The 20736-nt window shown below is 37.0% G+C and carries 29 protein-coding genes and 1 pseudogene; 3 read left to right on the top strand and 27 right to left on the bottom strand.

Features of this window, described 5'->3' with window-relative positions:
• Positions 1 to 2 precede the first annotated feature (2 nt).
• The 22 genes from rplX to iscR form a co-directional block, all read right to left on the bottom strand.
• On the bottom strand, positions 3 to 317 hold the full coding sequence (gene rplX, locus DKK70_RS01300) for a 50S ribosomal protein L24 (protein ID WP_034884230.1): 315 nt from the start codon (positions 315 to 317) through the stop codon (positions 3 to 5).
• A gap of 10 nt (positions 318 to 327) precedes the next feature.
• Positions 328 to 699 carry a 50S ribosomal protein L14 gene (gene rplN / locus DKK70_RS01295; RefSeq protein ID WP_025314392.1) on the bottom strand — a complete coding sequence of 124 codons (372 nt, stop codon included), beginning with the start codon at positions 697 to 699 and terminating at the stop codon, positions 328 to 330.
• Positions 700 to 894: 195 nt separating this feature from the next.
• Positions 895 to 1155 carry a 30S ribosomal protein S17 gene (gene rpsQ, locus DKK70_RS01290; RefSeq protein WP_025314391.1) on the bottom strand — a complete coding sequence of 87 codons (261 nt, stop codon included), beginning with the start codon at positions 1153 to 1155 and terminating at the stop codon, positions 895 to 897.
• A gap of 1 nt (position 1156) precedes the next feature.
• Positions 1157 to 1348: a 50S ribosomal protein L29 gene (gene rpmC / locus DKK70_RS01285; protein ID WP_034884233.1), complete on the bottom strand. Its 192-nt coding sequence runs from the start codon at positions 1346 to 1348 to the stop codon at positions 1157 to 1159.
• On the bottom strand, positions 1349 to 1759 hold the full coding sequence (rplP, locus tag DKK70_RS01280) for a 50S ribosomal protein L16 (protein ID WP_025314389.1): 411 nt from the start codon (positions 1757 to 1759) through the stop codon (positions 1349 to 1351).
• Positions 1760 to 1771: 12 nt separating this feature from the next.
• Positions 1772 to 2509, bottom strand: a complete 738-nt coding sequence (gene rpsC, locus DKK70_RS01275) for a 30S ribosomal protein S3 (protein ID WP_034884234.1) — start codon at positions 2507 to 2509, stop codon at positions 1772 to 1774.
• Between the two features lie 14 nt (positions 2510 to 2523).
• On the bottom strand, positions 2524 to 2856 hold the full coding sequence (gene rplV / locus DKK70_RS01270) for a 50S ribosomal protein L22 (RefSeq protein ID WP_034884235.1): 333 nt from the start codon (positions 2854 to 2856) through the stop codon (positions 2524 to 2526).
• 13 nt (positions 2857 to 2869) lie between these two features.
• Positions 2870 to 3148 carry a 30S ribosomal protein S19 gene (gene rpsS / locus DKK70_RS01265; protein WP_024496505.1) on the bottom strand — a complete coding sequence of 93 codons (279 nt, stop codon included), beginning with the start codon at positions 3146 to 3148 and terminating at the stop codon, positions 2870 to 2872.
• 19 nt (positions 3149 to 3167) lie between these two features.
• Positions 3168 to 3992, bottom strand: coding sequence for a 50S ribosomal protein L2 (rplB, locus tag DKK70_RS01260; protein WP_065561019.1), 825 nt, complete (start codon positions 3990 to 3992; stop codon positions 3168 to 3170).
• An 18-nt stretch (positions 3993 to 4010) separates the two neighbouring features.
• Positions 4011 to 4313, bottom strand: a complete 303-nt coding sequence (rplW, locus tag DKK70_RS01255) for a 50S ribosomal protein L23 (protein WP_034885052.1) — start codon at positions 4311 to 4313, stop codon at positions 4011 to 4013.
• Positions 4310 to 4912 carry a 50S ribosomal protein L4 gene (rplD, locus tag DKK70_RS01250; protein WP_034902381.1) on the bottom strand — a complete coding sequence of 201 codons (603 nt, stop codon included), beginning with the start codon at positions 4910 to 4912 and terminating at the stop codon, positions 4310 to 4312. The genes rplW and rplD overlap by 4 nt, the downstream gene beginning before the upstream one ends.
• 16 nt (positions 4913 to 4928) lie before the next feature.
• Positions 4929 to 5555, bottom strand: a complete 627-nt coding sequence (gene rplC, locus DKK70_RS01245) for a 50S ribosomal protein L3 (protein ID WP_034884715.1) — start codon at positions 5553 to 5555, stop codon at positions 4929 to 4931.
• A 31-nt stretch (positions 5556 to 5586) separates the two neighbouring features.
• Complete coding sequence (gene rpsJ / locus DKK70_RS01240) at positions 5587 to 5898, bottom strand: 30S ribosomal protein S10 (protein WP_006120582.1); 312 nt, start codon at positions 5896 to 5898, stop codon at positions 5587 to 5589.
• A gap of 451 nt (positions 5899 to 6349) precedes the next feature.
• Positions 6350 to 7285 (bottom strand): pseudouridine-5'-phosphate glycosidase, encoded by a 936-nt coding sequence (locus DKK70_RS01235; protein ID WP_110432408.1) that lies wholly within the window; start codon positions 7283 to 7285, stop codon positions 6350 to 6352.
• Positions 7282 to 8373, bottom strand: a complete 1092-nt coding sequence (locus tag DKK70_RS01230; RefSeq protein ID WP_110432407.1) for a PfkB family carbohydrate kinase — start codon at positions 8371 to 8373, stop codon at positions 7282 to 7284. The genes DKK70_RS01235 and DKK70_RS01230 overlap by 4 nt, the downstream gene beginning before the upstream one ends.
• A 168-nt stretch (positions 8374 to 8541) precedes the next feature.
• Positions 8542 to 8880 (bottom strand): ISC system 2Fe-2S type ferredoxin, encoded by a 339-nt coding sequence (fdx, locus tag DKK70_RS01225; RefSeq protein WP_110432406.1) that lies wholly within the window; start codon positions 8878 to 8880, stop codon positions 8542 to 8544.
• 14 nt (positions 8881 to 8894) lie between these two features.
• Positions 8895 to 10754, bottom strand: a complete 1860-nt coding sequence (gene hscA / locus DKK70_RS01220) for a Fe-S protein assembly chaperone HscA (RefSeq protein ID WP_110432405.1) — start codon at positions 10752 to 10754, stop codon at positions 8895 to 8897.
• A 38-nt stretch (positions 10755 to 10792) separates the two neighbouring features.
• Positions 10793 to 11311, bottom strand: a complete 519-nt coding sequence (gene hscB / locus DKK70_RS01215) for a co-chaperone HscB (protein WP_181415883.1) — start codon at positions 11309 to 11311, stop codon at positions 10793 to 10795.
• Between the two features lie 14 nt (positions 11312 to 11325).
• Positions 11326 to 11649, bottom strand: a complete 324-nt coding sequence (gene iscA / locus DKK70_RS01210) for an iron-sulfur cluster assembly protein IscA (RefSeq protein WP_110432403.1) — start codon at positions 11647 to 11649, stop codon at positions 11326 to 11328.
• Positions 11649 to 12035: a Fe-S cluster assembly scaffold IscU gene (iscU, locus tag DKK70_RS01205; protein WP_034911174.1), complete on the bottom strand. Its 387-nt coding sequence runs from the start codon at positions 12033 to 12035 to the stop codon at positions 11649 to 11651. The genes iscA and iscU overlap by 1 nt, the downstream gene beginning before the upstream one ends.
• Before the next feature lie 15 nt (positions 12036 to 12050).
• Positions 12051 to 13265 (bottom strand): IscS subfamily cysteine desulfurase, encoded by a 1215-nt coding sequence (locus tag DKK70_RS01200; protein ID WP_110432402.1) that lies wholly within the window; start codon positions 13263 to 13265, stop codon positions 12051 to 12053.
• 37 nt (positions 13266 to 13302) lie between these two features.
• Positions 13303 to 13758, bottom strand: coding sequence for a Fe-S cluster assembly transcriptional regulator IscR (gene iscR / locus DKK70_RS01195; RefSeq protein ID WP_110432401.1), 456 nt, complete (start codon positions 13756 to 13758; stop codon positions 13303 to 13305).
• Between the two features lie 163 nt (positions 13759 to 13921).
• Here iscR and sltY point away from each other — a divergent pair, with 163 nt between their 5' ends.
• Complete coding sequence (sltY, locus tag DKK70_RS01190; RefSeq protein WP_110432400.1) at positions 13922 to 15865, top strand: murein transglycosylase; 1944 nt, start codon at positions 13922 to 13924, stop codon at positions 15863 to 15865.
• Between the two features lie 11 nt (positions 15866 to 15876).
• Entirely contained in the window at positions 15877 to 16167 is a 291-nt protein-coding gene (gene trpR, locus DKK70_RS01185) for a trp operon repressor (RefSeq protein ID WP_219999643.1), read from the top strand.
• Between the two features lie 37 nt (positions 16168 to 16204).
• Here trpR and robA read toward each other — a convergent pair whose 3' ends face one another.
• The 3 genes from robA to DKK70_RS01170 all read right to left on the bottom strand — a co-directional run bounded on the left by robA (position 16205) and on the right by DKK70_RS01170 (position 18566).
• On the bottom strand, positions 16205 to 17128 hold the full coding sequence (gene robA / locus DKK70_RS01180) for an MDR efflux pump AcrAB transcriptional activator RobA (protein WP_110432398.1): 924 nt from the start codon (positions 17126 to 17128) through the stop codon (positions 16205 to 16207).
• Positions 17129 to 17213: 85 nt separating this feature from the next.
• Positions 17214 to 17792 carry a Fe-S biogenesis protein NfuA gene (gene nfuA / locus DKK70_RS01175; protein WP_110432507.1) on the bottom strand — a complete coding sequence of 193 codons (579 nt, stop codon included), beginning with the start codon at positions 17790 to 17792 and terminating at the stop codon, positions 17214 to 17216.
• Positions 17793 to 17894: 102 nt separating this feature from the next.
• Entirely contained in the window at positions 17895 to 18566 is a 672-nt protein-coding gene (locus tag DKK70_RS01170; RefSeq protein WP_110432397.1) for a phosphoribosyltransferase family protein, read from the bottom strand.
• A gap of 250 nt (positions 18567 to 18816) precedes the next feature.
• Here DKK70_RS01170 and DKK70_RS01165 point away from each other — a divergent pair, with 250 nt between their 5' ends.
• Entirely contained in the window at positions 18817 to 19386 is a 570-nt protein-coding gene (locus DKK70_RS01165) for a peptidylprolyl isomerase (RefSeq protein WP_110432396.1), read from the top strand.
• Between the two features lie 81 nt (positions 19387 to 19467).
• On the opposite strand, the gene DKK70_RS17430 is transcribed toward DKK70_RS01165, so the two are convergent.
• Positions 19468 to 20184 (bottom strand): tetratricopeptide repeat protein, encoded by a 717-nt coding sequence (locus DKK70_RS17430; RefSeq protein ID WP_375334959.1) that lies wholly within the window; start codon positions 20182 to 20184, stop codon positions 19468 to 19470.
• Positions 20167 to 20415: pseudogene (locus DKK70_RS17425) on the bottom strand (tetratricopeptide repeat protein); the annotation flags it as partial. The gene DKK70_RS17430 and the pseudogene DKK70_RS17425, both read right to left, overlap by 18 nt.
• Between the last annotated feature and the right edge of the window lie 321 nt (positions 20416 to 20736).

The raw sequence follows: 20736 nt of genomic DNA, 5'->3' as shown, positions 1-20736 counted from the left end.
ACTTAATTGATTAATTTATTAGTAGACTTGTAAAAACGGACTTTTTTTCCATCTTCAAAACGAAAGCCTACGCGATCTGCTTTGCCTGTATCTTGGTTAAAAATTGCTACGTTAGAAACGTTAATTGGCGCTTCTTTCTCAACAATTCCACCTTCTTGATTTAATGCAGGTACTGGTTTTTGGTGTTTTTTCACCAAGTTAATACCTTCAACAATCACTTTACCAGTAGACAAAACACTTTTTACTTTACCGCGTTTACCTTTATCTTTACCGGCTAACACGATAACTTCATCTTCTCGACGGATTTTAGCTGCCATTACCCGCTCCTTACAGTACTTCTGGTGCTAATGAAATGATCTTCATAAACTTCTCAGAACGAAGTTCACGAGTGACCGGTCCAAAAATACGCGTACCAATCGGTTGCTCACTGTTATTATTTAAAATAACACAAGCATTGCGATCGAAACGAATGACAGATCCATCAGGACGACGAACACCTTTTCTAGTGCGCACCACTACAGCTTTAAGTACATCACCTTTTTTAACTTTACCACGTGGAATAGCTTCTTTAATGGTAACTTTGATGATATCACCAACCGCTGCATAACGACGATGCGATCCACCGAGAACCTTGATACACATTACGCTACGTGCGCCAGAGTTGTCAGCAACATCGAGCCTAGTCTGTTCTTGGATCATTTTAATGCTCCGTATAAATTAATTATTGTCTAATCTACCTTCATCCACCTCAACTACCATGGATAAGAATAGACAACCAAAAACCCACTTACGTGAGGGCGCATAGTATAACACCACTCAAATAAAATGGATAGCATAAAATAAACGGCCGGTGAGCCGTTTATTATATTATGTACAGTTTTTAATCAAATTTGATTAGCTAACTGCTTTTTCAACGATTCGAACAAGAGTCCAAGATTTGGTTTTTGATAATGGACGACACTCTTTAATTTCTACAGTATCACCAATACCACACTCGTTGTTTTCATCATGTACATGCAATTTAGTCGTACGTTTAATGAACTTACCATATAACGGATGCTTCACTTTACGTTCAATAGCTACAGTAATAGATTTATCCATTTTGTCGCTAATAACACGACCTTGCTGAGTACGAATTTTTACTTCAGTAGTCATATTACGCACCCGCCTTCTCAGTTAATAACGTTTTAACTCGTGCAATATTACGACGCACTTGTTTTAACATATGAGTTTGTTTCAACTGACCCCCAGCTAATTGCATACGTAAGTTAAATTGCTCACGTAATAAATTAAGAAGTTCAGTATTTAACTCTTCAACGCTTTTTTCGCGTAGCTCTTTTGCTTTCATTTACATCACCGTCTTAATCACAAAGGTGGTTTTAATTGGCAGTTTTGCAGCTGCCAACGCAAATGCTTCACGAGCAACTTCTTCCGGTACACCGTCCATTTCATAAAGGACTTTACCTGGTTGAATCTGAGCAACCCAGTATTCAACGTTACCCTTACCTTTACCCATACGCACTTCAAGTGGTTTTTCAGTAATCGGTTTATCAGGGAAAACTCGAATCCAGATTTTACCTTGACGCTTAACTGCACGAGTCATTGCACGACGTGCTGCTTCGATCTGGCGCGCAGTCAAACGACCACGACCCACAGCCTTAAGACCGAATGTACCGAAACTTACATCAGTACTCACAGCAAGACCACGATTGCGGCCCTTGTGCACTTTACGGAATTTTGTACGCTTTGGTTGTAACATCAGCGACGCTCCTTATTGTTTTCGGCCTTTGCGCTGCTTTTTCGGTTGAGCAGCAGGTTGTTTTTCTGCTTGTTCAACGGCAGCCATACCACCAAGGATCTCACCTTTGAAGATCCACACTTTAACACCAATAATACCATAGGTTGTCAATGCTTCTGATAAACCATAGTCGATGTCCGCTCTTAATGTATGTAATGGTACGCGACCTTCACGATACCACTCACTACGAGCAATTTCAGCGCCGCCTAAACGACCACTTACTTCAACTTTGATACCTTTAGCACCCGCCTTCATTGCATTTTGTACCGCACGTTTCATTGCACGACGGAACATAACACGGCGTTCTAACTGAGAGGTAATACTGTCAGCAACTAATTTTGCGTCTAGTTCTGGTTTACGAACTTCAGCAATATTAATTTGTACTGCAACATCACGTTTCTCTTTTTTGTCTTTGTATTTATTGACAATAGAAGCTACGGCATTACGTAATTTTTCGACGTCCTCACCTTTTTTACCAATCACAATACCTGGACGAGCAGTGTGAATAGTAATGCGAACGTTAGTTTCTGCTGAACGGTCGATAACAATTTTAGAGATTGATGCTTGTGCTAACTCTTTATTTAAGAATTCACGCACTCTAAAATCACTTTCTAAATTATCAGCGAATGTCTTTGTACCCGAATACCATGTAGATGTCCAAGGCTTGACGATGCCTAGTCGGATACCATTTGGATTTACTTTTTGACCCATTGCTATTCTCCAGCCTAGCGATCTGAGACGATCACGGTGATGTGACTCGTACGCTTCAAAATTCGATCTGCACGACCTTTTGCACGAGGCATAATACGCTTCATGGTTGGGCCTTCGTCTACGAAAATTTTCGCAACTTTTAGATCATCAATATCAGCACCATCGTTATGCTCTGCATTAGCAATAGCAGACTCTAATACTTTTTTAACAAGTACAGCCGCTTTTTTATTGGTGTACGTTAAAATATCAAGTGCCTGAGACACTTTTTTACCGCGAACAAGATCTGCAACTAAGCGAACTTTTTGTGCAGAAGAACGAGCGTGGCGGTACTTTGCAATTGTTTCCATCTCTTTCTCCTACTTATTTCTTCTTAGCTTTCTTATCCGCAGCGTGGCCGCGATAAGTACGAGTCGGCGCGAATTCACCTAATTTATGACCAACCATTTCGTCGGAAACATAAACAGGAACGTGCTGACGACCATTATGGACAGCGATGGTCAATCCGATCATGTTAGGAAAGATCGTTGAACGACGGGACCAAGTACGAATTGGTTTCTTGTCCCCGCTTTCCACCGCTTTCTCTACCTTCTTCAGCAAGTGTAGGTCAATAAAAGGACCCTTCTTGAGAGAACGTGGCATAGCTAATCCTCTATATTAATTATTTCTTATTGCGACGGCGAACAATATACTTATCAGTACGTTTGTTGCTACGCGTTTTCAATCCTTTGGCTTTTTGACCCCATGGAGACACAGGATGTTTACCAAAGTTACGACCTTCACCACCACCATGTGGATGGTCTACCGGGTTCATTGCTGTACCACGAACAGTAGGACGAACACCACGCCAACGCGTTGCACCCGCTTTACCTAGTACGCGAAGCATATGTTCTGAATTACCCACTTCACCAATAGTGGCGCGGCAATCAGATAATACTTTACGCATTTCACCTGAACGTAGACGTAATGTTACATATGCACCATCACGCGCAACGATTTGAACATAACTACCAGCAGAGCGAGCAAGTTGTCCGCCTTTACCTGGTTTCATTTCAATATTATGCACGGTAGAACCTACTGGAATATTACGCATCGGTAAACAGTTACCTGTTTTAATCGCTGCATCAACACCAGATTGGATCTGATCACCTGCTTTTAAGCCTTTAGGCGCTAAAATATAACGACGTTCACCGTCTTTATATAGAACCAATGCAATATTTGCACTACGGTTCGGATCATATTCCAAACGTTCAACAACTGCTGGAATACCATCTTTATTACGCTTAAAGTCGACAATACGATAATGTTGTTTATGACCACCACCGATATGACGGGTAGTGATACGACCATTATTATTGCGACCACCAGTTTTGCTTTTTGAATCAAGCAACGGTGCATAAGGCTTACCTTTATGCAACTCTGGGTTAACCACTTTAACAACGTGGCGACGACCCGGAGATGTAGGTTTACACTTAACAACTGCCATTGTTCTTACTCCTCCGAATTACTCAGCGACGCCAGCAAGGTCTAAGTTTTGACCTTCTGCTAAAGTAACGTAAGCTTTTTTCCAGTCGCTACGGCGACCGATTTGTTGACCACGACGTTTTACTTTGCCTTTAACAACAAGAGTATTCACGTCATCTACTTTAACTTCAAATAGTTGTTCAACTGCGGCTTTAATCTCTCTCTTAGTAGCATCTTTAGCAACTTTCAATACTAATGTATTTGTTTTTTCCATTGAAATAGATGCTTTTTCAGAAACATGTGGTGCTCGCAGGACTTTAAGCAGACGCTCTTCACGAATCATGCTAACATCTCCTCTACTTGTTTAACGGCATCAACAGTGATAACCACTTTGTCAAATGCAATCAAACTAACTGGATCAATACCTGCCACATCACGCACATCAACTTTATATAAGTTACGTGCTGCTAAGAAAAGATTTTCATCAACTTCAGAAGTAATGATTAACACATCTTTTAGGTTCATATCATTTAATTTCTGAGTTAATAATTTAGTCTTAGGTGCTTCAACAGTAAATGTTTCAACCACGATTAAACGTTCTTGACGCACTAATTCAGAGAAAATACTCTTTAATGCACCACGATACATTTTACGGTTAACTTTTTGGCTATGATCTTGTGGTTTTGCTGCAAATGTTACACCACCACTACGCCAGATTGGGCTCTTAATAGAACCTGAACGAGCACGACCGGTGCCTTTTTGACGCCATGGTTTTTTGCCTGAACCAGCGATTTCTGCACGAGTTTTTTGTGCGCGAGAGCCTTGACGAGCAGCAGATGCATAAGCAACAACTACTTGGTGAACTAACGCTTCATTAAACTCACGTCCGAAGGTAGTTTCGGAAACAGAAAGCGCTTGCGCGTCTTTTACTACTAATTCCATCTCTATCTCCTCGACGTTAAGCCTTGATTGCCGGTTTAACAATTACGTCACTATTGATTGCGCCTGGTACTGCACCTTTAATTAATAAAAGGTTACGTTCAGCATCAACACGTACAATATCTAAGTTTTGAACAGTTACGCGTTCATTACCTAGGTGACCTGCCATTTTACGACCTTTGAACACTTTACCTGGAGTTTGGTTCTGACCAATTGAGCCATGACCACGGTGTGCCAAAGAGTTACCATGAGTAGCATCTTGAGTACGGAAATTCCAACGTTTAGTTACGCCAGCAAAACCTTTACCTTTAGATGTTCCAGTAACATCAACTTTTTTAACGTCTGTAAAAATATCAACGTTAATGCTTTGACCTACAGTGTATTCGCCTTCTTCAAAACGGAATTCCCATAGACCACGACCAGCTTCAACGCCAGCCTTAGCGAAATGACCTGCTTCAGGTTTGTTTACACGGCTTGCTTTTTTGCTGCCAGTAGTAACCTGAATAGCTTGATAACCGTCATTTTCAAGTGTTTTAACTTGAGTGATGCGGTTGCTTTGAACTTCAACTACGGTGACAGGAATAGAAACACCCTCTTCGGTGAAGATTCGTGTCATTCCTACTTTACGACCGATTAAACCAATCATTGTTTCGACCTCTCAATCATTCAGCTTAGGATTAACCTAAACTGATCTGCACATCAACACCGGCAGCAAGATCTAGACGCATTAAAGCATCAACTGTTTTTTCAGTTGGCTCAACAATATCAACTAGACGTTTATGAGTACGAATCTCATATTGATCACGCGCATCTTTATTAACATGCGGAGAAATCAATACTGTGAAACGCTCTTTGCGTGTCGGTAATGGAATAGGACCACGAACTTGTGCGCCTGTGCGCTTCGCAGTTTCTACAATTTCAGCAGTTGATTGATCAATCAAACGATGATCAAACGCTTTTAACCGGATACGGATTCTTTGGTTCGACATGAGACCAGAGCTCCACTATTTAAAAGTTATAACAAAAGATTACTCCTCTTGCCCTGTTTCGATTGACAGGAGAGTGTAATCCGTTCTTTTCGTAATCCCCAAATCGGGAATGTTGTTGATATAATTCAATATTTTTACATAAAGATTATATCTTTTTACGCATTTGCTTACATAAATACAATAAACAAAGTGGCGGGATTATACCCTGATAGTTAACTAACATCAAGCATTAATTATCATATAGATAGAGAAAATCAGATAATTGATAGTTGCAAAAAAGTTAAGAAATGGAGATTTTTTTAATCAGATTATGTTGCCATTAAAGGCGACCGATTACTGAGCTTCTTTGGTATATATAATATAGATATTTTTTCGAAATCTCGATATCGAGAGTATCATCAGTCACTTAAGTTTAACCACTTAAGTGACTATATGACTCAATACATTACTGTTATTTAATATTGCAATAACTCATCGCAATTTCAGAAGCTAATTTTGCATTATTAAAGACAAGATTAATATTTGCTTCTAAACTATCACCACCGGTTAACTCAACCACTTTAGCTAACAAGAATGGGGTAGTTTCTTTACCTTTAATTCCTTGCTCAACTGATTCTGTTAAGGCTTTTTCAATTGCTGCTGAAATTAACTCTTCATCCATTGCATATTGTGTTGGAATAGGATTAGCAACCACGACCCCACCATTTAAGCCTAAATCCCATTTTACTTTAATCATTTCAGCTATCTGTTTGGCACTATCTAGTTTCACACTAACATCAAATGGGCTAGTTCGACTAAAGAATGACGGTAGTTTTTCAGTTTGATAACCAACCACAGGAACACCAAATGTTTCTAGATATTCCATCGTTAAACCTAAGTCTAAAATTGATTTAGCACCAGCGCAAACAACGGCAACACTGGTATTGGCAAGTTCTTGAAGATCGGCAGAAATATCAAATGTATGTTCTGCCCCACGATGAACACCACCTAATCCACCGGTTGCAAACACACGAATACCGGCTAATTCAGCGATAATCATGGTTGCCGCAACGGTAGTTGCACCATTTTGTTTATTGGCAACAACTACTGGTAAATCTCGACGACTCACTTTGGTTACATTTAATCCTTCTTTACCCAGAATCGTTATCTCTTCTTTTGACAAACCCGCTTTTAAACGACCATTAATTACCGCAATGGTGGCCGGTATTGCGCCATTTTGCCTGACAATTTCTTCTACTTTTAATGCTGTTTCAACATTTTGTGGATAAGGCATACCATGTGAAATAATGGTAGATTCTAAAGCCACAACCGGTTGATTATTTTCAAGCGCTTGTTTAACTTCAGGTGAAATATCAAGATATTGATTATATTTAGACACATTGTTCATGAAAGGGACTCCAAAATATTTTGAACACAATTAATTGATAAATTAGGATTATTAGTGAATTCGGATGATAATGTTAATGCTGAACAAGCTTGGCCAAATCTCACACTTTGATAAAAGCTAAGCCCATCCAAATAACCTTGTACCAGTCCTGCTAGCATAGCATCTCCAGCACCAGTAACACTGATAATATCTGTTGGAATTGGGGCAGACCAACCACGATCACCATCGATTTCACTATAATAAACACCATCAGCCCCAGCACTAATTGCGATCCGTTGCACGCCTTGCTGATGGAACCAGTCAACTACTTTAGGAATATCATCATTGGTCGTGATTTTTATCCCACTTAAAATCTCTGCCTCTAGTCGATTAGGTTTTAAAGTATGAATATATGACAACCAATTTTTAATCTTGTGAGATTTAAACGCAGATACCGTATCAACAAAAATAGGTACGGTTCCAGCATTGTTAAACAACCAAGTCAATGCATCTTGTTGTAAATTACAGTCAATAATCAGTAATTTAGCATGTTGAATTAGCTGTTTGGATTCATTTAATAAACTTGGCGTTAACTTGTTAATAATATCCATATCATTAATAGCAATCACCATTTCGCCTGATTGATCAAGCAGAGAGAGGTAGGTTGAAGTAGAATCGCCTTTTATCACATGGCAATGATCCATATTAACACCGGCTTTTCGAGTATGTTCAATAAGCTGAGCACCATAAAAATCATCACCAATCATTGAAACAAGATAGGTATCAAGTCCTAAAAGCGCTAAATTTTCAGCTATATTTCGCCCTACACCACCAGGTGTACAACGAATTTTACCGGGGTTAGAATCTTCATAAACCAATTTTTTATCTGAATATCCAGTAACATCCATGTTACAAGAGCCAACGACAACCACATGATTATTTTCAGATAAAAGATAACCTTTGCCTTTTATGTAACCTTTTTGAGTCAATGTCATAATGTAACCTGCTACACTTGAACGGGTAATGCCTAACATTTCAGCAATTACATGTTGTTGAATGAAAGGATCTTGGCGAATAATCGTAAGGATCTGCTTTTCTCTTTGATTCATAAACACCTGTTTATTTTTAAGCACATGTTTAGTCTTTGACTATAGCAGAATCATGATCAAGTTAAAAGCAAGCAAATACACTTGATAGCTGAAATGTGATAATTATCACAAGAAAAAGTTGAGAGATGAGGTTTTTAAACAAAATTATGTCGCCATAAAGGCGACGGATTAATGATCTTCTTTGGCGTGATTAAGGCTATATCTTGGAATTTCGACTTCAAGATCTTTATCGGCTACTCGAGCTTGGCAACTCAAACGACTATGTGGTTCAACACCCCAAGCTTTATCTAGCATATCATCTTCTTGTTCATCGCTTTCTTCGAGCGAATCAAACCCTTTTCGGACAATACAGTGACAAGTTGAACAAGCACAAGACATCTCACAAGCGTGCTCTATTTCGATATCATTGCGCAAAGCAACTTCTAAAATAGATTCGCCTTCTTCTGCCTCTACAGTTTTTCCTTCAGGGCAAAGATCGGCATTTGGTAAAAAGGTAATTTTTGGCATAATAATCTCATTGGTTAAATATCATCAACGCTATGCCCAGTTAAGGCATCACGTATTGATCTATTCATACGTTTTGCAGCAAAAGTTTGCGTTACATTATCAACATGTTTAATTTGCTGCTCAATCAAATAACAATCATTAGATTCAGTGGCTTGCCGTAATTGATGTTGAGCTTTTAAAATGAGATTAAGTTCCTCTTCATCTAATAAATCGGCATCTTTATCTAAAGCGGTTTGCAATGTTTCAAGTACTCTAGCCGCTTCCACCTTCTGCTCAGCAAGCATTCTTATTTGTTTATCTTGATTTGCATAATTGATTGAATCTTGAATCATGGTTGCAATTTCATTTTCGGTTAGTCCATAAGATGGTTTAACTTGTATTGCAGCCTCAACCCCGGTCGATTTTTCCATCGCCGTGACACTCAATAAACCATCAGCATCGACTTGAAAGGTAACTCGAATATGCGCACCACCTGCCGGCATAGGCGGAATACCTCTTAAAGTAAATTTTGCTAATGATCGGCAATCAGCAACGCTTTCACGTTCACCTTGTAAAACATGAATCATCATCGCCGTTTGCCCATCTTTAAATGTGGTAAACTCTTGTGCTCTAGCGCATGGAATGGTGCTATTACGAGGAATAATTTTTTCAACTAATTCCCCCATTGTTTCAATGCCTAAAGATAAAGGAATAACATCCAGCAATAACATATCTGAATCCGGTTTATTGCCAACCAGTATATCCGCCTGTATTGCGGCACCAATGGCAACAACTTTATCTGGATCAATCGAGGTTAAAGGTTCAGTTTTAAAATAATGACCGACCAATTGTCTTACTAATGGCACTCGGGTTGAACCACCGACCATCACAACTTCACTCACTTCGTCAAAATCAATTTGCGCGTCTTTTAATGCTCGGCGACAAACAGCCAAAGTTCGTTTAATTAAAGGCTCAATTAAGTCTTCAAATTGTTTACGGCTTATTGTTAAAGACTGCCCTTCTATATTCACTAAAGCAGAATCTTGCTGGCTTAATATAACTTTAATTTTAACCGCTTCATCGATAATTTTTTGGTTTATATGGGGATCAGTATTATTTTCTAAACCTAACTGTTTTTTTAGATAATCTGCAAGCAACTGGTCAAAATCATCACCGCCAAGCGCTGAATCGCCACCCGTGGCTAAAACTTCGAACACTCCTTTATGTAAGCGCAGAATAGAGATATCAAACGTACCACCACCTAAATCATAAACCGCAATCACACCTTCTTTGCCTGAATCTAAACCATAAGCGATTGCGGCAGCGGTTGGTTCATTCAATAATCTTAAAACGTACAGCCCGGCTAATTTAGCCGCATCTTTAGTTGCTTGCCTTTGCGCATCATCAAAATAAGCAGGTACAGTTATTACCACCCCATCAATTTCACTTTCTAAACTCTGTTTAGCGCGATCGGCTAAAGCAATCAAAATTTCAGATGAAACTTGTATGGGATTAACCTGTTGATTAGGTAAATTTAATAAAGGTACACCATTATCAGTCTGTGAAAAACTATAAGGGAAACGAGTAAGATCAATATCCGATAAACTTCTACCCATTAAGCGTTTTATTGAACTGACGGTATTTAATGGATCGCTTGCCGCATTGGTTTTAGCATTTTTGCCGACAGTTATAATCGTATTATCATCATGATCAACACCATAATGCACGACCGAAGGTAATAAAGCATCGCCTTCTAAATCAGGCAAAACTTCGGATGTTCCACTGCGAACAGTTGCGACTAAAGAATTAGTTGTGCCAAGATCGATGCCAATTGCCACGCGACGCTGATGAGGTTCTGGTGTTTGTCCTGGTTCACTAATCTGTAATAATACCATTTGATCTATCTCTAATTGATGTGTTACTTAATCTTGAATTATAAAGCAAATTGCTTTTCTTGTAACTTTTCGATCTGTTCAATCAACCTAGCCAGATAGCGGATTTTATAGATTTGATTAAGTGCGGCTTGCCAATTTTGTTGTGAAATATCGTCCAATAACTGTTGATAGACCTGTTTTTTTCGTTGTGAAATTTCCGAATGAAAATCATCTAAAAGTTCAACATTATTTTGGCTTTCAATATCATCCAATTTTTCACGTAAGCTAAATTGTTCCATTAAAAAATCGGCATCGTGAATAATATTTTGTTCGGTAGCAACATCAACACCTTGTAAAGATAACAAATATTCAGCCGCTTTTAGCGGATTTTTTAGCGTTTGATAGCCATCATTGATCATTGCCGACTTTTGAATAATAGCCACTTTTTCATTATCTGTTGCCTGAGCAAAATTATCAGGATGATATTGCCGTTGCAGCTGTTGATAGTTGACCGTTAACTGACCACTATCAATGGGCAATTTAATCGGTAATTGAAATAGTTCAAAATAATTAGTCACAATTCATATCCCAATTAAACATTAAAGCTTTCGCCACAACCACATTCATTGTGCGAATTAGGATTATTGAATTTAAAACCTTCGTTGAGACCTTCTTTAACAAAATCAAGCTCAGTGCCATCAATATAAACTAAGCTCTTTTTATCAACGATAACTTTGACATCTTTATCTTCAAAAACACTATCATCGTCATTAATAGCATCAGCAAACTCAAGAACATAAGCCATACCTGAGCAGCCAGATGTTTTTACGCCTAGTCTAAGTCCAACACCTTTTCCTCTATTAGTTAAAAAGGCCTGTACTCGATTGGCTGCACTATTAGTTAATGTGATTGCCATTAGCGTTGTCCTTTTTTAGTTTTATAATCATCGATTGCCGCTTTAATCGCATCTTCGGCTAAAATCGAACAGTGAATTTTAACTGGTGGCAACGCAAGCTCTTTAGCGATATCAGTATTTTTAATCGCCTCGGCTTCATCTAATGATTTACCTTTAATCCATTCAGTCACTAACGAGCTTGAAGCAATAGCGCTACCACAACCATAAGTTTTGAATTTGGCATCTTCAATAATACCGTTATCATTAACTTTGATTTGCAATCGCATTACATCACCACATGCTGGTGCTCCAACCATTCCACTACCAACATTCGGATCATTCTGATCGAAAGAACCAACATTGCGCGGATTTTCATAATGATCAACGACTTTTTCACTGTATGCCATAACTTGCTCCTAATTTTAATGGGCTGACCACTTAATTTTAGTTAAATCAACACCATCTTTAAACATTTCCCAAAGCGGTGAAAGCTCTCTTAATTTATCGATAGAATCTTTAATTAACTTAATCACATAATCGACTTCCTCTTCGGTACTAAATCGTCCAAATGAGAATCGAATTGAGCTATGTGCTAGTTCATCGTTAAGTCCTAATGCTCGTAATACATAAGATGGTTCTAAACTTGCAGATGTACAGGCTGAGCCTGATGATACAGCTAAATCTTTTAAAGCCATCATAAGTGATTCACCTTCAATATAAGCAAAGCTTACATTTAATATATTAGGGACACTATGTTCTAAAGAACCATTAAGATAAACTTCTTCGATATCTTTTAAACCATTCCATAAACGGTTTTTTAATGCCAAAAGACGCGGCATTTCGGTAGCCATTTCTTCTTTAGCTAGGCGATAAGCTTCGCCCATACCAACAATTTGATGAACCGGTAGCGTTCCTGAACGCATACCACGTTCATGTCCACCACCATGCATTTGCGCTTCAATACGCACGCGAGGTTTACGCCTAACATAAAGCCCACCAATCCCTTTAGGCCCATAAATTTTATGACCTGAAAATGACATAAGATCGACTTTTAATTTAGACAGATCAATAGGTAATTTACCGACGCTTTGGGTTGCATCAACATGAAATACAATACCTCTTTCACGGCACATCTCACCAATTTTTTCGATATCTTGAATGACGCCGGTTTCGTTATTAACATGCATAATCGATACCACAGTAGTATCACTACGCATCGCTGCGGCAAGTTTATCAAGATCAATAATACCGTCAGATTCAGGCGCTAAATAGGTTACTTCATAGCCTTCTCGTTCTAATTGACGGCAAGTATCAAGCACAGCTTTATGTTCTGTTTTACAGGTAATAATATGTTTACCTTTAGCTTGATTGAAATGTGCGGCACCTTTAATGGCTAAGTTATCAGCTTCTGTGGCGCCTGATGTAAAAACAATCTCACGTGAATCGGCACCAATTAAATCAGCGATTTGGTTACGCGCTATGTCGACAGCTTCTTCTGCTTGCCAACCAAATTTATGGGAACGTGAAGCGGGATTACCAAAAACACCATCCGGTGTTAAATATTGCATCATTTTTTCCGCTACTCTTGGATCTACAGGCGTGGTAGCTGCATAATCCATATAGATAGGCAATTTCATTAATTACTCCCAATTACAAATTCTGTCTTTTATTTCTTTAATTAATTCTGTTGTGATGGAGATGACTTTGTCGCTCAGCTACGGATCTCACCTCTTGGTGATTAACTAATTCGCTTAACGTGATACTGGTCAAAAAATCATTAATTCGTTCACTTAAGTCATTCCATAAACTATGAGTAAGACATCTTACACCTTTTTGACATCCAGTATGTCCATGACACTTGGTTGCGTGAACAGTTTCATTAACCGCTTTAACAATTGCACTAATCGCAATTTGATCCATACTACGACCAAGTACATAACCGCCACCAGGACCTCTAACACTCGAAACTAAACCATTTTTACGCAATCGAGAAAATAGTTGTTCTAAATAAGATAGTGAGATCTCCTGACGTTCAGAAATATCAGCAAGTGATACAGGGCCTGATTCTGAATGCAAAGCTACATCTAACATAGCTGTCACTGCATAACGCCCTTTTGATGTCAATTTCATTACTCATTCCCCTATATTTAATAATCAATATTTTATATATCCTTCAGTTTTAGTCAAGTATTTACTTGACTATTTTAGTGGGAATTAAGTTATTAGTTGGTCATCGACGAAATATAAGCAAATATGCTAATCTATTAAGCAGATTTGATAAAGGAGTTAAGCAATGAATTCAGTAATACGTTGGTGTTTGATATTAAGCACTACTTTATTAGCCAATAGTGTATTTGCAGACCCATCGCAAAATGATTGGCGACAAAATTATCAAAAATGGCAAAACACTTATCAATCACTAAGTTTTGATGAGCAACAGGCATTACTAAAGCAATTGAAGGATTATCCACTTTATCCTTATGCTGCTGTTCAATTTTTTCAAACTAATATTAAAAAGGTATCACCACAATCAGTGAGTGAATTTGTAAAAAAATATGATCACTTTCCATTAACTTCATCATTAACTCAAGCTTATTTAACTGAACTAACTAATCGCCAAGATTGGAACGCGATTATCTCTTTCCCTAAAGACAATTCCACTGTCGCTGATTGTCGATATCAATATGCCAAATTACAAAAAAATAATGATAAATCGGCATTAGATAGTGTCGAGTCCTTATGGTTAACGGGAAACGAGTTACCTTCAGCCTGTGATCCATTATTAGACGCATGGTCAAAAAGTGGAAAACGCACTTCTGATCTTATATTGTTACGTATTGAACTTGCACTTGAAAAAAATAATGTAAAACTAGCACGTCATTTAACCAGTTTATTAGATGATAATTATCAAACCACCAAAAGTTATTTATTAGCTGTTTTTAATGATCCGCGCAAACTTGAACAATTTTCGCAAAATATAAATACTAGCACTTTCACAAAAAAAATTGTCTTAGCATTTTATCCTCGCTTAGTCAAAGCAGACAAAAATCTTGCGGCAGCATTGCTACCTCAACTGATAAAAAAACAGAATTTAACTGATGAAGAACAAAATAGATTACAAAGTAGTTTAGCAAATAGTTATTTTAGTGATTCTGTGACAAAAGAACAAAGCAAATGGCGAGACAATTATCTAACCAAAAGTCATGACACCCCATTAATTGAAAAACGTATTCGTATAGCTATTGATGCCAATAACTATCAAGACATTGCGTATTGGATAACACAATTACCTCCAGCAGACCAATTAAAAGAAGAGTGGCAATACTGGCATGCACGGGTATTACTCAATAACAAGAAAACCAATGAAGCCAAGAAAATCCTAAAATCGTTAGCCAATAAACGTGGTTTTTATGGAATGGTCAGTGCACAAACACTGAATCAACCTTACATAATTAATAATTTATCTAAAAAGCTACCAACTGCCGAAGTAAGTTCTTTAAAAAACAAATATGACCAACAACCATTTGTTATTAGAATTGAAGAGTTGAGACTTTTAGGTCTATTAGCTGAATCAAAGCAAGAGTGGCGCTATATACTAAATAACCAAACACAAGAAAGCGAATATTTAGATTTAGCCAAATATGCTTATCATAAAGGTTGGGGGGATCTTAGTATTCAAGCAACAATATCTGGCAAATTATGGGATAATTGGACAGAACGCCTACCTATCATGTATAAAAACTTATATAATGAAGCATTAAAGGATAAAGCGATCCCATTATCTTACGCTTTAGCCATTACACGGCAAGAGAGTGCATTTGACACCACAGTAAAATCACCAGTGGGCGCCAGTGGTTTAATGCAATTAATGCCAGCAACAGCTAAAGACACAGCCAAAAAGGTCAGCAATATTACCTATTATTCACCTAAACAACTGTTAGAGCCGGTAACTAATGTACATTTAGGCACTTATTATTTAAACAACGTTTATTTACAAAATAATAATAATCGTATTTTATCTTCTGCTGCCTATAATGCTGGCCCAAACCGAGTAAAAAAATGGTTGAATAACAGTAATGGAAAACTTGATGCTATCGCATTTATTGAAAGTATTCCTTTTAATGAAACCCGAAATTATGTCAAAAGTGTATTAGTGTATGATCATATTTATCAGCATATTTTAGGTGAAAAGAAACCTCATATACTGACAAAAAACGAATTTAATAGACAATACTAATGGTACATTATATGAAAACTAAAGAATGGAACCAAACGGTTGAAATATTACACCAAGCTTTTAATAGCGGTTATTCATTAGATATATTAAAACTACTGATGACCGCCGATGAACGCGATGCTTTAATCACAAGAGTAAAAATTGTGCGCTCATTACTTGACGGTTCAATTAATCAGCGCCAACTTAAAGATCAACTAAAAATCGGTATTGCCACCGTCACCCGAGGGTCAAATAGTTTAAAAGAAGCAACACCTGAATTTAAAGCCTGGTTAGAAAAGATTCTATTGAATACCAATGACTAAAAGCTTGTCAATATTCATGATGACTAGTTATAACATATTATAACGATAAATTTGATTGAATATTGACTTCTTCATCAGCCACTACCGGAACACAATAATCACATTCCATACTATGGATATCTTTAAAACATTTAATGGTATCATCATGATGATTGTGATGAATTTCAATTAAACAACTTGAACTACGCAATCTCACTTTTAAAGCTGGCATCGCCGCTAAATGAACTTGAGAAATAAAATCACTAAAATCCTCTGGTGAACCAATATATTTAAAGCACAGATACAAACCACCATCACTAACAATCGGTTCGATATGCTCAAGATTATTATTGTGCTCTAAAGCAATTGTATATAAAAGTTCTTGTTCATTGGCATTATCTCTACTTTTTAAAATACGACTAAAAGCAAAGATTTTGTCTGGCAAACTGTTACTATTATGCTCATAATGAGATAGATAATTATGAAAAAACTGTGATCTTAACTTATTTTCCTCATCTAAAATTTGGCTCAAATTACAATTGTTCTTATATGAAATTCCCCAAAAGGTTTGTTTCGGCATATTAACAAATTTAGGTTCAGGTAAAGAAAGCCGATTTTTATTTAATTCAATAGCAGGGGTTAAGCCAGTTGGATCCCAGAATTCCCCACGACGATAACTTGCAGGTGTTTCATTAAATTGCTTTTTAAAAGATCGGGTAAAAGTTTGTTGTGAATCAAAACGATATTGCATAGCAATATCTAAAATAGGTTTACTTGTCATTCGCAAAGATAATGCCGCATAAGTTAACCTGCGGTGACGAATATAAGTACCAAGTACTTGTCCTGTTACTTCTTTAAACATCCGTTGTAAATGCCACTTTGAATAACCTGATTTTTGGGCAACATTATCAATGGATAAGGGCTGCTCCAAATTTTTTTCAATCCAAACGATAAGATCTGAAATAATACTAACTTGATTCATAAAACCCCATCATAAAGTGAATTGGCAGATATCATGCGATTATGACTTAATCCTAGCAATAAGCAAGGTTTAAATCGAAAATTTTTTAACAATAAGAATGGCTTCCTGCTTGATGTTCGGTAATATCTTTAACTCCTGCCAGTTCAGGGAATTCGGCGAGCAACTGCTTTTCAATCCCCTCTTTTAGAGTAAAATCAACCATTGAACAACCATTACAACCACCGCCAAATTGTAATATTGCATAATTATCTTCAGTCAATTCTACCAAGCTAACATGACCACCATGACTAGCTAATTGAGGATTCACTTGGGCTTGAATAACATAATTGACCCGTTCAATTAACGGAGCATCATCTGCAACTCTTCTCATTTTTGAATTAGGTGCTTTTAAGGTTAATTGCGAACCTAATTCATCAGTGACATAATCAATCACGGTTTCTTCTAAAAAAGGGGCGCTAATCTCGTCAATATAAACAGAAAAACCGGCTTGTTGTTGTTCTTCAATATCACTATCTTCAATAGTATCCACCGGACAATAGGAAACTCCACATTCAGCAGATGGTGTACCAGGATTAATAACAAAAACCCGAATTTGAGTACCATCCGGCTGATTAGCAAGTAATTTTTTAAAATGTTGTTGAGCTGATTCAGAAATGGTAATAATAGACATAATCCCTCACTTAGACACGACTGACATTAATTACGGCTAATGTCATCGATAATAGTTGACTAACTTTCTTGGTTATTATAGGGGGTGTTTTGGATTTTACAAGACTGTCCGACACAAACAAACGACCTGCACATGGATTGCTCCACGCTCTTTTAATTGCTGGCTAATGGCATTTACCGTATTTCCGGTAGTAACGATATCATCAATAAGCATTACCGATTGATTAGTTAAATCAGAGTGACACTTAAAAAGTGTTTTTACATTACTCATTCGCTGCTTGAGTGATAGATTCTTTTGATCATGTGCGGCTAGTTTTCTTGATAACAGATGCGGTTGAAAATCTCGCTTTAACCACCTGGCTATTGGTTTAGCTAACAATGCCGCTTGATTAAAACCTCTAAACCAATAACGAAAATGGTGTAGAGGGACACAAGTTACTATATCAGGTTTAACGAGACTATCAATCAATCGACGTTGATACCACGCTAAAAACATCAATCTGGCTAATGCGTTAGTTAACTCTACTTTTTTATGAAATTTTAAATGTTGGATTAATTTTTTTAATGGTTCAATATAATCTGTCACGGCAACCATGTCGTCCCAATAAGGGTTATTTTCGCGACATCGGTAGCACTCTTTGGTTGCTAATGAATGAGGAAGACAACATCGATGGCAAACCTTATTAAGCTTCGGCAAATTTTTAACACACTCACTACAAATTCCATGGTGAGATAACATTAATGGCATATTACATAAAATACATCGCATAACAATTCTTCATTCAGCATCAAAAGTTGAGGAGCAGAATTTTTTCAAAGAAATGAGATAAAATAGTCATCAAATAAAATATAACTTTATTAACATTTTCAATTATAGCGAATAAAAATTATTTTTTTCTCATTTAGCAAAGTATTGCGATCTGCCAAACAAAATTTTAGATAATTTTTCATATTAATGATTTCAATTAAACCAATATTCGGTATAATTTGCCGACAATATAATAATAAGGATTTATAAAATGAGAAAAATCAAACTGTTATTTATAGGGCTGTTATTAAGCCTTTTTTCTACCGTCTCTTTAGCTGATACCAAAGTATTAATTCAAACCAGCGTGGGGGATATCGAAGTTGAATTAGATAGCCAACTTGCTCCAATTACCACAAAAAACTTTCTTGAGTATGTCAATAGCGGTTACTATGAAAACTTAACCTTCCATCGTGTCATTCCTGGATTTATGATTCAAGGTGGTGGTGCTGATGATCAATTAAAATTCAAAGAGGCGAAACAACCAATCAAAAATGAAGCTGATAACGGTTTGAAAAACGATCGCGGAACTATCGCAATGGCAAGAACTAATGCAATCAATAGTGCAACTAGCCAATTCTTCATCAATGTTGTAAATAATGATTCTCTTAACTACCAAAGTCCGGAAAAATATGGTTATGCTGTTTTTGGCAAAGTTATTAAAGGAATGGACATCGTTGATAACATTGTGAATGTACCAACCAAACGCGTAGGGCCACATCAAAATGTGCCTGTTGAACCAATCTATATTAAAAAGGCAACAGTGATCGAAGATAAACAATAAGTTGTTCTAAAATTAATAAACACCTCAAGCAAACCACCTTAATGATTTAAGGTGGTTTTCATCAAAAAATAGGCTTGTTTTTTATTTATCACAAGCTATTTTAAGCCCCCCATCACAAGCCAGTTGAAAATACTTTTTAGCTAATGATTTGTTTTGTTCAACGCCATCACCTTTCTCATACATAATCGCCAAATTGTATTGTGCGCTTAAGTATCCCTGCTCAGCTGCTTTTGTATACCAATATGCTGCCTTTTGTTTATCTTGTTCTACACCATTACCATTAAAATAATTATGCGCTAAGTTATATTGTGCATTAGCATACCCCTTTTCTGCAGCTTTTATATACCAATATACTGCCTTTTTTTTATCTTGTTTTATGCCATCACCTTTATCATACATAGCGGCTAAATTGTAGCATGCACTGGGGTTAGCTTGCTCCGCAGCTTTGGTATACAAATTTAAAGCTTTTAATTTGTCTTGTTCTACGCCATCACCTTTCTCATACATAAGCGCTAAATTGTTTTGTGCGTAAGAATTTCCTTGCTCTGCGGATTTTGTATACAAATATGCAGCTTTTGTTTTGTCTTGTTCTACACCATCACCTGTATCATACATAACCGCTAAATGGAACTGTGAAAGGAAATTACCTTGCTCAGCTGCTTTCGCAAACCAATATGCCGCCTTTTGTTTATCTTGTTCTACGCCTTCACCTCTATAATATTTAACCGCTAAATTATTTTGTGCCTTTGAGTAACCGAAATTCGCTACTTTTGTAAACCAATATACCGCCTTTGATATATCTTTTTCTATGCCATCACCTTGATCATACATAACCGCTAAATTGTATTGTGCATTTGGGTTACCTTGTTCTGCCGCTTTAGCGAACCAATATGCCGCTTCAGATTTACTTTGTTCTATGTTATCGCCATTATAATACATAAAAGCTAACTCAAGTTGAGCATTACTATCACCCTGTTGTGCTGCTTTTGTATACCAAGATACTGTTTTTTCGTCATCTTTTTTCATACATCCTCCCTTTAGATCGTATTTAGCTTTATTATTACCTTTGCTCGTTTCTTATATGCATTGATTAAATGCCTTTTATAATTTTCTTATTAATATATGTAATGCATTGGTTTGCATAAATTTAAAAAGGAAATAGAATTAATACTCCAAAAAGATAAATATTTTTTCATTTTCTCCTATTCCTATTGCAGCAAACATTAATACTTGTTTATTTTACCGGCGTTTTACATAAAAGTATGTAAAATAATTAATATTGATTTTCTTAATTACCGATCACATAAAATGAAGCTATTGTGTTATGACTAAAGTCATTAAAAAAAGAGA

It is taken from the genome of Gilliamella apicola, from assembly GCF_003202655.1.
Classification (GTDB): Bacteria; Pseudomonadota; Gammaproteobacteria; order Enterobacterales; family Orbaceae; genus Gilliamella; species Gilliamella apicola_R.
The sequence above is the reverse complement of the archived record's forward strand: the minus strand, read 5'-3'. Positions and strand labels throughout refer to the sequence as shown.